General features: G+C 71.4%; 9 protein-coding genes. 3 read left to right on the top strand and 6 right to left on the bottom strand.

The genetic code is table 11. From position 1 onward, the window contains the following. Positions 1-40: 40 nt before the first annotated feature. The 3 genes from ACFVS9_RS24450 to ACFVS9_RS24440 all read left to right on the top strand — a co-directional run bounded on the left by ACFVS9_RS24450 (position 41) and on the right by ACFVS9_RS24440 (position 6,772). Positions 41-1,126 (top strand): hypothetical protein, encoded by a 1,086-nt coding sequence (locus ACFVS9_RS24450; protein WP_389935417.1) that lies wholly within the window; start codon positions 41-43, stop codon positions 1,124-1,126. A gap of 353 nt (positions 1,127-1,479) precedes the next feature. Continuing rightward, positions 1,480-5,265, top strand: a complete 3,786-nt coding sequence (locus ACFVS9_RS24445; RefSeq protein ID WP_389935414.1) for a CDP-glycerol glycerophosphotransferase family protein — start codon at positions 1,480-1,482, stop codon at positions 5,263-5,265. Beyond that, positions 5,258-6,772 (top strand): hypothetical protein, encoded by a 1,515-nt coding sequence (locus ACFVS9_RS24440; RefSeq protein WP_389935411.1) that lies wholly within the window; start codon positions 5,258-5,260, stop codon positions 6,770-6,772. Before ACFVS9_RS24445 ends, ACFVS9_RS24440 begins: the two co-directional genes overlap by 8 nt. Here the strand turns inward: ACFVS9_RS24440 and ACFVS9_RS24435 are convergent. The 6 genes from ACFVS9_RS24435 to ACFVS9_RS24410 form a co-directional block, all read right to left on the bottom strand. Beyond that, positions 6,747-7,571 carry an endonuclease/exonuclease/phosphatase family protein gene (locus ACFVS9_RS24435; protein WP_389935408.1) on the bottom strand — a complete coding sequence of 275 codons (825 nt, stop codon included), beginning with the start codon at positions 7,569-7,571 and terminating at the stop codon, positions 6,747-6,749. The genes ACFVS9_RS24440 and ACFVS9_RS24435 overlap by 26 nt on opposite strands. 160 nt (positions 7,572-7,731) lie before the next feature. Continuing rightward, complete coding sequence (locus ACFVS9_RS24430; RefSeq protein ID WP_389935405.1) at positions 7,732-9,861, bottom strand: 3-hydroxyacyl-CoA dehydrogenase NAD-binding domain-containing protein; 2,130 nt, start codon at positions 9,859-9,861, stop codon at positions 7,732-7,734. Beyond that, the gene (locus ACFVS9_RS24425) at positions 9,858-11,087 is read right to left on the bottom strand and encodes a thiolase family protein (protein WP_383117885.1); all 1,230 of its coding nucleotides are present in this window, start codon (positions 11,085-11,087) and stop codon (positions 9,858-9,860) included. Before ACFVS9_RS24425 ends, ACFVS9_RS24430 begins: the two co-directional genes overlap by 4 nt. A 275-nt stretch (positions 11,088-11,362) precedes the next feature. Next, entirely contained in the window at positions 11,363-12,637 is a 1,275-nt protein-coding gene (locus ACFVS9_RS24420; RefSeq protein ID WP_383117886.1) for an HRDC domain-containing protein, read from the bottom strand. 202 nt (positions 12,638-12,839) lie between these two features. After that, a complete protein-coding gene (locus ACFVS9_RS24415; RefSeq protein ID WP_033300087.1) occupies positions 12,840-13,502 on the bottom strand; it encodes a response regulator transcription factor in 663 nt (220 codons plus the stop codon). A 219-nt stretch (positions 13,503-13,721) separates the two neighbouring features. Continuing rightward, entirely contained in the window at positions 13,722-14,381 is a 660-nt protein-coding gene (locus ACFVS9_RS24410; RefSeq protein ID WP_383118831.1) for a DUF3000 domain-containing protein, read from the bottom strand. Positions 14,382-14,415: the final 34 nt, after the last annotated feature.

Below are 14,415 nucleotides of genomic sequence, written 5' to 3'. Positions count from 1 at the left end.
ATGCGCGATGTGCCGGATGCCTGGGAAGGTGACTGCGGAAATGCTCGGACAGGATTCCCGCGCGGCCTCCAGGGTCGCTCCCGGAGCGGACGCGGTGCGCGGCATCCGGCTCACCCGGGGCAAGGAGGGCCGTCTCACGGCGTACGCCCCGGCCGAGGGCGGGATCAGGCGCTGGACGGAGAGCCGTCCGGGAAGTCTGGTCTGGGAACCGCCCGTACTGCTCCCCGTGCCGGGTCTCTCCGATCTGACCGTCACCCAGGACGCCAACTCCTACGTGCACCTCGTCGGGCGCCGTGAGCGCCGGACGGCCGACCGCCGGACCACCGTGGACGTCGTGTACGCGATCCAGTACCAGTCGGGGCGCGCGGTCACCGAGTGGCGTTCGCTGGGCAACCCGCACAAGGACCCCCAGGACGCCGCCGCGCTCGGTGTCCCGGCCGTCGTGGTGACCGGCACGGGGATGGTGCACGTCTTCGTCCGGAAGGCGGACGGCGGTCTGACCCTCCGGCGCGAGCGGAGCGACGGCAAGTGGCGGGGGTGGGAGGACCGCAAGGGTGTGACCGGCGTCGAGGGGGGCCTCGCCGGCATCGCGCTCTCGTCGGGCCGCATGGAGCTGTTCGCGACGACCACCGAGGGCACGCTCCACTGGTTCCAGAAGGAGCCGGGCGGCGTCCTGGGCGACGGGTACCCGGCCCGGCTCGCGGTGGCCCGGGACACCCTGGCCGTCCTGGAGACAGGCCCCGACCGGCCCACCTTCTACTGGACCGATCCGGGCGGCCGCGGAGTGGTGGCCTACCGGGCGGGAGGCTGGCCGATGGCGCTGGGGGGCGCGCCGGGTGAAGGCCCGCACACGGCCGTCCGCACGTTCCTGGACGGTTACGACTGCACGGTGCTGGCCCATCGCGGAGCGGAGGGCACCGCCGTCGTGGGAGTGGGTGTCACCGAGGACGAGGGCAACGGCATGTGGTGGTCGGACACGGGGCTGCGGTGTCTGGCCGCGCCGGCGCTCGCCCAGGACGTGTTCGGCAGGCTCGTGGTGGCGGTCGTCGGCGAGGACGGGGTCCCGAAGGTGGCCCGGCAGACGGACGAACCCGGGCTGACCCTTTCGGAATGGCGCACTCTCTGAGCTCCGGCCGGGCCGTTTCCCGGCCCCGCCGTTCCCGTGACGGGCGGGCCGTACGGCTCAGGGCGTTCTGAGTCAGATCGACGAGTGACCCTTTAGGTTGTGCGCCGCGAAGTATGGCGTGTATCACGCGACCCTGTCGAGTGCTGTGCATGATCTTGCACCGAATCTGCACGTTGACATCTTTTAATGTTCATTTAAGATTTGCGTCTGAAGCGACAGTTCGAGAGCTGAGCCGCGAGCGCTCGACGGGGGTGTCCGGCTCGGGTCGATGAAGACCCGGCCGGGCGATGCGCGGGGTCGGGACGTCGGAATGGTGCAGGTGATCTCTCCTGCCTCGAACTGGAGTGTGCATAGTGACCGCTGGGCCACGTCTGAGCGTGATCGTCCCGTTCCAGGACGTCGAGACGTATCTCACGGAGTGCCTGGAGTCCATCGCGAGACAGACCTTCGGTGATTTCGAGGTCCTGATGGTCGACGACGGATCGACGGACTCCTCCACGGCTATCGCCGAGGGCTTCTGCGCCGACGACCCCCGCTTCCACCTGATACGCCAGGAGTCGCACGGCCCCGGCCACGCCCGCAACACCGGGCTGCGCGCGATGCATCCGTCCGGCGAGTTCCTGGTGTTCGCCGACGGCGACGACGTCATTCCCGAATACGCCTACGAACTCCTCATCCGCACCCTCTCGGAGTCCGGATCGGATTTCGTCTCCGGCAACGTGCAGATGATGAACTCCACGACGAAGTGGCAGTCCCCCCTGCACAAGGGGCCGATGCAGCGGGACCGCAAGGGCACCCACATCACCCGTTTCGAGGCGCTCATCTACGACCGCACCGTCTGGAACAAGGTGTTCCGGCGGAGTTTCTGGGACTACCACTTCATCCAGTTCCCCGAAGGAGTTCTCTACGAGGACTCCTGGGTCAACATGTTCGCCCACTTCAAGGCGAAGAAGGTCGATGTCATCAGCGACATCGTCTACTTCTGGCGCAGGCGTGACGGGGGAGCCGCCCCGTCGATCACCCAGCGGCACACCGAGCTCAGCAACCTCCAGGACCGCGTCGCAGCCGTGCAGTCCGTCAGCCGGTTCCTCGGCCAGCACCGCTCCCGCTCGTTCCGGGACCACAAGCGCAAGTACGACCTCGCCTGCCTGAAGTCCGACCTGATGCTGCACCTGAAGGTGCTTCCCGACGCGGACGAGGAGTACCGCGACGCGTTCATGTACGCCGCCCAGGCCTTCCTGGGCGAGGCGGACGACGACCTCATCGAGGAACTCCCCGCCGACGCCCGCGTGAAGTGGCTCCTCGTGCACCAGGGGCGGCTCGACGAACTCATGGACGTACTCGAGTTCGAGCGGAAAGGCGGTCCGCTGCCGGTCCGCAGGCGCTTCCGCCGCTACCTGAACTACCCGCACCTGGGCAACCGGGAGACGGGGCTCTACAAGCGTGACTACCGGCTCGACAAGGAGCTGTCGCCCTTCAGCTCGCTCACCGACGCGCGGTGGACCGGCGAGTGGCTCACCCTGACCGGGTCCGCCTACGTGCGCTTCATCAACGTCCACAAGCGCCACATGTCCACCAAGATGCTGGCCCTGCGGAACAAGAAGACCAGCAGCACGCTCGTCAACCTGGCCAGGACCACGTTCTACCCGCAGGCCACCGAGCACTCGAACCAGAACCGCTACTGCTACGACTGGGCCGGCTTCGAGAGCCGCTTCGACACCACACGCCTCAAGAAGAAGGGCGAGTGGGTGGAGGGCACCTGGGACGTCGCGGCCGGGGTGTTCAGCCGCGGCCTGTTCCGGTACAAGAGCATCGGACGCGGCGGGGCGGGATCCGCGGCCAACCCGCCCGCCCGTTACGTCGACAGGAACACGCGCATCGTGCCCCTGTTCGTGCAGGGCGGCCTCAAGATCCGCGTCGAGCGGGTGCGGTGCCGCATCACCAGGCACCGGGTGGCCGGCCAGTACCTCGAGATCGGCGGGGTCCTCCTCGGCCCCGCGGTCCCCGAGTGGGGGAAGCTCCGCGTCACCAGCATGAACGGCGCCGGGCGCCACGACGCCCGGATGTCCTTCCAGCCCGGCGGCGAGGGCTGGTGCACCTTCGTCGCGCGCGTCCCGCTGACCAGCCTGGTACCGGGCTCCCGGGGATCGGGCGACGGCGCCGTCCCCCAGGCGTGGACCATGGGGAGCAACGGCTGGAAGACCACCGTCCACGTGGAGGGGCGCAAGGCGGCGCTGTACCCCGTGATGGCCGAGGACACCGACGACGGGCACTACCGCATGCCCGAAGGGCTCCAGACCGACGACGGCGACCGCGAGATCGTCGTCCACCGCAACGGGTCCGGCTACGTGGTCCTCTTCGAGCGCGCCGCCCTGCCGCTGGTCTCCGACCACGGCTGGCGCGAGGACGGCTCGCTCGAACTCGTCGGCCGCTACGCCTTCGCGGACCGGCTCACCCCGCGCGAGAGGGACGCGGCCCACGTGGTCGTGCGGTCACGCGCCCACGGCGCGGAGCGCGCGGTCCCGGTCGAGTGGGACGGCGACCGCTTCCGGTGCGTGGTCACCCCCGCGGCGGCGCGCACCCTGGCCGGGGCCATCCCGCTCGCCGCGGGCCGCTGGGACTTCTTCCTGCGCCGTCAGGACCCCTCCGAGGTGCCGCCGGACGAGCGGCTGCCCGACCTCATGCTCAAGATCGAGCAGAGCCTCGTCCCCACCTTCCCGCAGGAGATGGAGGCCGCGGGCCGGGGGTACGACCTCCAGGCCGAGGCCTACGACCGGCTCTCGCTCCTCGTCCGCTCCGCCATGGCCGAGGACGCCAGGGGCCCCTACCGGCAGAAGCTGCTGCGCACCAGGAGCTACCCCCAGGCACGCCGCGCGCCGATCAGGCCCGCCGTGCTGTTCGACGCCTTCAAGGGGACCCAGTACTCGGACAGTCCGCGCGCCGTCCACGAGGAACTGGTCCGGCGCGGAGCCGGCCTGGAGCACCTGTGGGTGGTCCGCGACGACCAGGTCGCCGTGCCGCCGACGGCCCGCCCGGTCCGCATGTGGTCCCTGGAGTGGTACGAGGCCCTGGCGACCTCCCGCTACGTCGTCGCCAACAACCACCTCCCCGACTGGTTCCAGAAGCGCGACGACCAGGTCGTCGTGCAGACCTGGCACGGCACGCCGCTGAAGAAGATCGGCCACGACATCGAGGCCGTCCACTTCGCCGACCAGCGCTACCTGGAGCGGGTCGCGAAGGAGGTGCGGAACTGGGACATGCTGGTCTCCCCGAACAGCTTCTCCACCCCCATCCTCCAGCGGGCCTTCCAGTTCCCCGGGGAGATGGTCGAGTGCGGCTACCCCCGCAACGACATCCTCCGGCGGCCGGGCACGGAGCGCCGCGCCGAGGAGATCAGACGGCGCATCGGGCTGCCCCCGGGCAAGCGCGTCATCATGTACGCCCCCACCTGGCGCGACGACCAGTTCTACGCACCCGGCAAGTACAAGTTCGACTTCCGGATCGACCTCGACGACGCCCGCGCCCGCCTCGGCGCCGACCACGTGCTGATGGTCCGCCGCCACCCCAACGTCGTGGACCCGGTCCCCGGCGCCGGGGACGGTTTCGTCTTCGACGTGTCCGACTACCCGGACATGGCGGACCTCTCCCTCATCACCGACGTGATGATCACGGACTACTCGTCCCTGATGTTCGACTTCGTCAACACGGGACGCCCCATCCTGTTCTTCACGTACGACCTGGACCACTACCGCGACACGCTCCGGGGCTTCTACTTCGACTTCGAGCGGAGCGCCCCCGGGCCCCTGCTCTTCGAGTCCGCCGAACTCGTCTCGGCCGTCGAGGACATCGACCGCATCCAGGAGGGCTACGCCGACCGCTACCAGTGGTTCCAGGAGGAGTTCTGCGACCTGGACGACGGGTACGCCTCGGCCCGGCTGGCGGACCACATCCTCGCCGCCGGAGGCGATCTCGCGCACCCGGCCGGGGCACACGGGCCGGCCGGCGGCCTCGGGTTCCTTCCGCGGGCCGGCGACGGTACCGCGAGGGCGGTCCTCCACCAGGAGGGCGGCGCGGGCCAGGACCCGTACCCGCCGGCCGGACAGCAGTCCCCGGTGAGAATGGATTCCGCGCATGTCTGACACCGCCGCGGCCGGCCGCCGGATCTTCACGGGCGTGGAGGCGTCGGGGAAGTTCCCCATCGAGTACAGGTTCACGCACGCGAGGAACGGCAACCGGCGCCTGATGGTCGTCTTCGCCAACCTCAACGCGCCCGAGGAGTACGGGTGGGGCAACGGGGTCCTCGACAGGACGCGCTCCAACATCCTCTGGATACGCGACAAGTTCGACGGGGTGAACAGCTACTACCTGTGCAAGGAGATGGACTTCTCGCTGGAGGAGTCCGTCATCGGCCTCATCTCCCGCGTCATGCACGCGCTCGACCTGACCCCGGCCGACTGCATCATGTTCGGCAGCTCGAAGGGCGGCACCGCGGCCCTGTACTACGGGCTGAAGTACGGGTTCCGCGACATCGTGGCCAGCGTGCCCCAGTTCGAGATCGGCTCCTTCGTGAAGGAGCACATGAAGCCCACGGCGCGCTTCATGATGGGCGAGGGCGTGCCGGAGCACAACGTCGGGATCATCGACGCCCTGCTGCCGGAGACGGTGTGGCGCAGCGGCAACCGCGACGCCAACATCTACCTGATCTCCTCGCCGCAGGACGAGCAGTACCGGCAGCACGTCGAGCCGTACCTCGGGCACTTCCGCGACTACAGCAACTTCAACTTCATCTACAACGACTCACCCCTCATCGCCGGCCACGGCAAGGTGACGCTGCGCAACCTCCCCGTCATGCTGGGCCTGGCCAACCTCCTCGTCGACGGCGTCACACCCCGCATCGGGACCATCCGCAACGGGTACGAGGAACCGGACCGCGGCACCGCCGGCATCGACGACTACCTCAGGTCGACGTCCCGGCTCAAGGACACCTTCGCCGCGCCCCAGGTCCACGCGCCCGTGCAGGGCGGTACGACGCCGGGACGGACGGTGCTCTTCGCCGGCTCGGCGCCCGGCGCGGTGCGGGTGAGCCTCTGGGAGAACGGGAAGTTCCTGACGTCCCCCCAGGTCGGGCCCGACGGGAACTGGAGCTGGGACCCGGGCCGTGACTGGGCGGCCGGCAAGCACGTCGTCCGCCTGTTCGCGGTGGACCCGGCGGGCTTCCACTCCCCGCGGACCGAGGTCGTGTTCACCGTTCCGCCGCGGAGTCCGGCGGCGGCGGCACCGGCATCCGGCGGCCCGCCCTCCGCGGGCCTGCCGTTCCCCGGCCGGACCCCGACGGCGCTCCCCGCACCGGTCGTCTCGGTCCCGGCCCCCGGCCAGCAGGTGTCCGGCCCCGTCATCGGACTCATGGGGTACGCCCAGGGGGCGGCACACGTGGGGTTCACCGAGGACGGCATGCCCCTCGGGATGACGCCGGTCGCGCCGGACGGCGGCTGGTCCTGGGAATCGGGCTGGTCCTGGATGGACGGTCAGCACACCGTGGAGTGCTACGCGGTGGACCCGAACGGCACCGAGTCCCCGCGCTCCGCGGTCACCTTCGGCGTGGTCAACGCCCTGGACGGCCTCACCCCCGGATACCGACCCGCATGACGAGCGCCAGGTGGTCCGAGGCCCCGGTGCCGGCCACGGAGCAGCGCGTGCGGGGCAGCGCGGTGAAGAGGTAGTCCACCTTGTGCCCCGTGCGGTGCGTGGCCCTGCCGCCGCGTGAGGCGGCCGAGGCCTGGTCGCACTCCCGGTAGGTGCGGTAGGCGGCGTACGGCCAGATCCAGCTGTCCCTGTCGCCGGGCCCGGGCGGGGCGCTGTTCAGGTCGCCGCCGAACACCGTGCGCCGGTCCGCCGCGCCCACCAGCGACGCCAGCTGGTCGTCGCGGAACTCCCGGTCCCGGCCGGCGCCCGGCAGACTGAGGTGGGCGTTGCACACCCGGACGGCGAGATCGGCGGCCGTGGCGCAGACGATCCCCCGGTGCAGCCCGGCCGCCGGCTGCGGTGCGGGCACCACCGAGACTCCGGTGAGCGAGGAGAGGGCGAGTATCGCGAGGCCCGCCGTCCCCGCTCCCGCGCACCGGACCTCCGTACGCCGCCCCGCCGCGTCCTGGACCGCGTACGGCACGAACGTGGTGTTCCAGCCCGCCCCCAGCGCGCTCCGGGCGGCGGCGAGGTCCCCCGAGCAGGCTTCCTGCAGCATGATGACGCGGGCGCCCTCGGTGACGGCCAGCCGTTCCAGCGCCCGGACCTTCGCGGCGCCGGTCCCGGTGCCCTCGCAGTTCCACTGCCGGACCCCGCACATGTTCCAGGTCGCGACGCTCAGCCGCCCCTCCACGGAGTCCAGGAGCGCCGCCGGGCCGGGGCGCAGCGGATGCGTCAGCCCCAGCAGGACGAGCGCGCACACCCCCGGCACCAGCCACCGGCGGCGGAACCCCGCTCCGGGGCCCGCACGACCCCTTCCGGCACGACGCCGCATGATCTCTTCTTCCCGCCTGCCCGGGCCCGAACGGGAACGGGCCGTACGGAGATGATCCCGTACGGCCCGTCCCCGGTGCTGCCCGGCGTCAGGCCGGGACGCTCGCCACGCCCTGGGCCAGGAACGGCTTCCCGTTGACCCGCTCGGAGACGCCCTCGCGGTCCAGGTACGGCGTGATGCCGCCCAGGTGGAAGGGCCAGCCCGCGCCCGTGATCAGGCAGAGGTCGATGTCCTGGGGCTCGGCTACGACGCCCTCGTCCAGCATCAGACCGATCTCCTGCGCCACCGCGTCCAGGACGCGGTCACGGACCTGCTCCTCGGTCAGGACGGTGTCGCCCTGCTGGAGGAGGGCGGCGACCTCCGGGTCCAGCTCCGGCTTGCCGGAGTCGTAGACGTAGAAGCCGCGCTTGCCCGCCGCGACGACGGCCGCGAGGTTCGCGGAGACCGTGAAGCGGTCCGGGAAGGCGCGGTTCAGGGTCTCGGAGACGTGCAGGCCGATCGCCGGGCCGACCAGCTCCAGGAGCACCAGCGGGGACATCGGCAGGCCGAGGGGCTCGATGGCCTTCTCCGCCGTCGCGACCGGGGTGCCCTCGTCGATGACGTTCTGGATCTCGCCCATGAAGCGGGTGAGGATGCGGTTGACGACGAACGCCGGGGCGTCCTTCACCAGGACCGCCGTCTTCTTCAGCTTGCGGGCGACGCCGAAGGCCGTGGCCAGCGAGGCGTCGTCGGTCCGCTCGCCGCGGACGATCTCCAGGAGCGGCAGGACCGCGACCGGGTTGAAGAAGTGGAAGCCGACGACCCGCTCGGGGTTCTTCAGCTTCGACGCCATCTCGGTGACCGAGAGGGAGGAGGTGTTCGTGGCGAGGACCGCGTGCGCCGGGGCGACCGCCTCGACCTCCGCGAACACCTTCTGCTTGACGCCGATCTCCTCGAAGACGGCCTCGATGATGAAGTCGGCGTCGGAGAAGCCCTCCGCCTTGTCCAGCACACCGGAGACCAGGGCCTTGAGGCGGTTCGCCCTGTCCTGGTTGACGCGGCCCTTGCCGAGCAGCTTGTCGATCTCGGCGTGGACGTAGCCCACGCCCTTGTCGACGCGCGCCTGGTCGATGTCCGTGAGGACGACCGGGACCTCCAGGCGGCGCAGGAACAGCAGCGCGAGCTGGCTGGCCATCAGGCCCGCGCCCACCACGCCGACCTTGGTGACCGGGCGGGCCAGGGCCTTGTCCGGGGCACCGGCCGGGCGCTTGGCGCGCTTCTGGACCAGGTTGAAGGAGTAGATCCCCGAACGCAGCTCGCCGCCCATGATCAGGTCGGCGAGGGCCTGGTCCTCGGCGTCGAAACCGGCGCCCAGGTCGCCGTCCTTGGCCGCGGCGATGATCTCCAGCGCGCGGTAGGCGGCCGGGGCGGCGCCGTGCACCTTGGAGTCGGCGATCGCCCTGCCGCGTGCGACGGCCTGGTCCCAGGCGTCACCGCGGTCCACCTCGGGGCGCTCCACCGTGAGTTCGCCCTTGAGGACGGAGGCCGTCCAGACCAGCGACTGCTCCAGGAAGTCCGCGCCCTCGAAGAGCGCGTCGGCGATCCCGAGCTCGAAGACCTGCCTCCCCTTGAGCTGGCGGTTCTGGTTCAGCGAGTTCTCGATGATCACCGAGACGGCGCGGTCGGCACCGATCAGGTTGGGGAGCAGCGCGCAGCCGCCCCAGCCGGGCACCAGGCCGAGGAAGACCTCGGGCAGCGAGAACGCCGGGAGCGCGCTGGAGACGGTGCGGTACGAGCAGTGCAGCCCGATCTCGACGCCACCGCCCATGGCCGCGCCGTTGTAGTACGCGAAGGTCGGGACCGCGAGACCGGACAGACGGCGGAAGACGTCGTGGCCGCCCTTGCCGATGGCCAGCGCGTCCTGGTGGTTCTTGAGCAGTTCGACGCCCTTGAGGTCGGCGCCGACCGCGAAGATGAACGGCTTGCCGGTGATGCCGACCCCGGTGATCGCGCCCTCGGCGGCCTCCTTCTCGACCTGGTCGACGGCGGCGTTCAGGTTCGCCAGCGACTGCGGGCCGATGGTCGTCGGCTTCGTGTGGTCCAGGCCGTTGTCCAGCGTGATGAGCGCGAAACGGCCCGCCCCGCCGGGGAGGTCCAGGTGGCGTACGTGGGCCTGCGTGACGACCTCACCGGGGAACAGCTCGGCCGCGCCCTTCAGAAGCTCGGTGGTGGAGCTCACTTGTTGCCTCCGTCGGCCTTGTCGAAGTGCGGGTTCTCCCAGACGACCGTCGCGCCCATGCCGAAGCCGACGCACATGGTCGTCACGCCGTAGCGGACCTCCGGCTGCTCCTCGAACTGGCGGGCCAGCTGGGTCATCAGGCGGACGCCGGAGGAGGCGAGCGGGTGGCCGTAGGCGATGGCGCCGCCGTACTGGTTGACCCGCTGGTCGTCGTCGGCGATGCCGTAGTGCTCCAGGAACGCCAGCACCTGCACGGCGAAGGCCTCGTTGATCTCGAAGAGACCGATGTCCTCGATGGAGAGACCGGCCTTGGCCAGCGCCTTCTCCGTCGCCGGGATCGGGCCGTAGCCCATGACCTCCGGCTCGACGCCCGCGAAGGCGTACGACACGAGGCGCATCCTGACCGGGAGGCCCAGCTCGCGGGCGGTCTCCTCGGACGCGAGCAGCGAGGCGGTGGCGCCGTCGTTGAGCCCGGCGGCGTTGCCGGCCGTCACACGGCCGTGGGCGCGGAAGGGGGTCTTCAGACCGGCCAGCGACTCCATCGTGGTGCCCGGGCGCATCGGCTCGTCCGCGGTGACCAGGCCCCAGCCCGTCTCGCCCGCCCCGGCGTCGGTGCGGCGCACCGAGACCGGTACCAGGTCCTGCTGGATCTTGCCGTTGGCGTACGCCTTGGCGGCCTTCTCCTGCGAACGCACCGCGTACTCGTCGGCGCGCTGCTTGGTGATCGTGGGGTACCGGTCGTGCAGGTTCTCCGCGGTCATGCCCATGAACAGGGCGGACTCGTCGACCAGCTTCTCCGACACGAAGCGGGGGTTGGGGTCCACGCCCTCGCCCATCGGGTGGCGGCCCATGTGCTCGACACCGCCCGCGATGACGACGTCGTACGCGCCGAAGGCGATGGAGCCGGCCGTCGAGGTGACGGCGGTCAGGGCGCCCGCGCACATGCGGTCGATCGAGTAACCGGGGACCGACTGCGGCAGACCGGCCAGGATTCCGGCGGTACGCCCGAGGGTGAGGCCCTGGTCGCCGATCTGGGTGGTCGCGGCGATGGCGACCTCGTCGATCTTCGCGGGGTCCAGGTCCGGGTTGCGGCGCAGCAGCTCCCGGATGGCCTTCACGACGAGATCGTCGGCGCGGGTCTCGTGGTAGATGCCCTTCGGGCCCGCTTTGCCGAACGGGGTGCGGACGCCGTCGACGAAGACGACGTCCCGGATGGTACGAGGCACGGTGGCTCTCCTCCAGGGTGCGGGGTGGCACTGCTGCGGGCGCGCCCTTCGGTGCGCCACGCCCCTCATGCTACTTGCGGGTAACCAGACTGCCCAGCCCCCCTCACCGGAGCGGCGTACGTCACACGCGCGGGGGCGCCGCCGGTGGCCCGGGAAGACCGGGTAACTGGCGTGAATTCGATCCTCCTCGACGAGGTGGCCGGGGGTGCGGTCCCGACACGCGTACGCCCCCCTGCCGCATCCGGCAGGGGGGCGTACGCATGGGTCGGGTCATGTCAGGCGCTGGTGTCCAGGGCCCGCAGCAGCAGGGGGCCGACCTGCTCGATCTGCCAGTGGCGCGCGCCGTGCCCGGCCAGCGCGGTCTCGACCGCGTCCGGCGTCAGGGTCCTGGGCGGTTCCCAGCAGACCCGGCGCACGGTGTCCGGGGTGATCAGGTTCTCCTGCGGCATGTGCAGCCGCTCGGCCAGCTCCGACACGGCGGTGCGCGCCGCCGACAGCCGGGCCGCCGCGGCCGGGTCCTTGTCGGCCCACGAGCGGGGCGGCGGGGGGCCCGCCGGCTGCTGGCCGGGCTGCGGCAGCTCCGACTCGGGCAGCTGCCTGGCCCGGTCGACGGCCGCCTGCCACTGCTCCAGCTGACGGCGCCCCATCCGGTGCCCGAAGCCGGGCAGCGCGGTCAGCGCGGTCACGTTCACCGGGAGTGCCAGGGCCGCCTCGATGATCGCGGCGTCGCCGAGCACCTTGCCGGGGGAGACGTCACGTCGCTGCGCCACCTGGTCACGGGTGGTCCACAGCTCGCGTACGACCGCGATCTGACGGCGGCGGCGCACCTTGTGCATGCCGGAGGTCCGGCGCCAGGGGTCCTTGCGCGGGGGAGCGGGCGGCGCCGAGGCGATGGCGGCGAACTCCTCCAGCGCCCAGTCCAGCTTGCCCTGCCGGTCCAGCTCCTCCTCCAGGGCGTCGCGCAGGTCCACCAGCAGCTCGACGTCGAGCGCGGCGTAGCGCAGCCAGGGGTCGGGCAGCGGGCGGGTCGACCAGTCGACCGCCGAGTGGCCCTTCTCCAGGGCGTAGCCGAGGACGTTCTCGACTATGGCGCCCAGGCCGACGCGGGGGAACCCCGCCAGGCGCCCGGCGAGCTCGGTGTCGAAGAGCGAGGTCGGCGTCATGCCTATGTCGCGCAGGCAGGGCAGGTCCTGGGTCGCGGCGTGCAGGATCCACTCGCTGCCGGAGAGGGCCTCGCCGAGCGCGGACAGGTCGGGGCAGCCGACCGGGTCGATCAGCGCGCTCCCCGCGCCCTCGCGGCGCAGCTGCACCAGGTAGGCGCGCTGGCCGTAGCGGTAGCCGGAGGCACGCTCGGCGTCGACGGCGACGGGGCCGGTGCCGGCCGCGAAGTCGGCGACCACCCGGGCCAGCGCGTCGTCGGTCGCCACCACCGGGGGGATGCCCTCGCGCGGTTCGAGCAAGGGGATCGGCGCCGGGGCGACGTCGTCCGGGGGAGCGCCCCCGGTGTTTCGCAGTGAAGTGTCTGCTGCGGTCTCTTGGGCGTCGGTCACATGCCAAGGGTATCTGTGTATGCGCGCCGCCCGTCGACGGAAGGTTCCGTCGACGGGCGGCCATGCGCGTAAACCGGCCGGTTCCGCATCCGCGCGGGTACCGGCGGCCAGGGCCTGTCGTCGCGGGCGGGTCCGCCCGCGACCGCGGTCCGGTACCGGGGCCCGTGGGCCCGGCGTGATCCGGAGGCGTGGCCCCTGCGGGTCAGTGGATGATGCCCGTGCGCAGGGCGACGGCGACCATTCCGGCGCGGTCTCCGGTGCCGAGCTTGCGGGCGATGCGGGCGAGGTGGCTCTTGACCGTGAGGGCGGAGAGGCCCATCGAGACGCCGATGGCCTTGTTGGACTGGCCTTCGGCGACCAGGCGGAGCACCTCCACCTCGCGGCCGGACAGTTCGCGGTAGCCGCCCGGGTGGCTCGGGGAGCCGGGAGGCCTGCGGTGCATACGGGCGGCGTTGGCCCCGATCGGGGCGACGCCGGGACGGGTGGGGTGGCCGATGTTGGTGCGGGTGCCGGTGACGACGTAGCCCTTCACTCCGCCCGCGAGGGCGTTGCGCACCGCGCCGATGTCGTCGGCAGCGGAGAGGGCGAGGCCGTTCGGCCAGCCGGCGGCTCGGGTCTCGGACAACAGGGTCAGCCCGGAACCGTCGGGCAGGTGGACGTCGGCAACGCAGATGTCGCGCGGGTTGCCGACGCGGGGGCGGGCCTCCGCGATGGACGACGCCTCGATGACGTCACGAACTCCGAGGGCCCACAGATGGCGGGTGACGGTGGAACGGACGCGCGGGTCGGCCACGACGACCATGGCCGTCGGCTTGTTCGGGCGGTAGGCGACCAGGCTTGCGGGCTGCTCGAGGAGAACGGACACCAGGCCTCCTGGGGAGTGGCGGGACGGGCCGGCTCGGGGGTGAAGCCGGGGCGAACCATGCTTGAAGGGTCATTGACCTCTTCGGCAGCAGGTGCGTCCTCCTTTAGGGGAAGATCACGATTTAGTGAGTAACAATTCGGGCAAATCGGACGGGCGATCGATTGTACGAAAAGAGAGCCGGTCGCTGTGCGACCGACTCTCCCCGATGGTCACGCAGCGTCAGGAGACCTGGGGTCCGCGCCGCTGGGGCAGGGTCACCACCGCCGCGTCCACCGTGCCCGACGGCGGCAGCCCGGCCAGCTGGCACAGCAGATCGCCCCAGGCGACCAGGTGCGCCGCCATGTCCGGCACCCCGCCGCGCCCCTCGCGCGGCGTCCACGAGGCCCGGATCTCGATCTGTGTCGCGGGCCGGCGCGCGGACAGCGCCCCGAAGTAGTGCGAGCCGGCCCGCGTCACCGTCCCGCCGGCCTCCCCGTAGGAGAGTCCCCGGGCGTCGAGCGCCCCCGTGAGCCAGGACCAGCACACCTCGGGCAGCAGCGGGTCGGCCGCCATCTCCGGTTCCAGCTCCGCCCGCACGAGCGTCACCAGGCGGAACGTTCCCTTCCAGGCATCGTGTCCCGACGGGTCGTGCAGGAGGACCAGGCGGCCGTCGGCGAGGTCGTCCTCGCCCTCCACGACGGCGGCCTCGACCGCGTACGCGTGCGGCGCCAGCCGCTGCGGCGGCCGTGTGGGCTCGACCTCCAGCTCGGGGCGCAGCCGGGCGGAACGCAGCGCGTCGACCGCCGACCGGAACGCGGGCGGGGCGGTGTCACCGTCCGCGTCCCCCTCGCTGCCGGTGCCGTTGGAATGATCGGAAAATTGTCCCTGGGGCGGAGCCATGCGGGGAAGAGTAGGCGGAACGGGGGCGCCGTGC

Source organism: Streptomyces sp. NPDC058008 (assembly GCF_042886395.1).
Lineage (GTDB): Bacteria > Actinomycetota > Actinomycetes > Streptomycetales > Streptomycetaceae > Streptomyces.
This window is presented reverse-complemented; position numbering and strand designations above follow the sequence as displayed.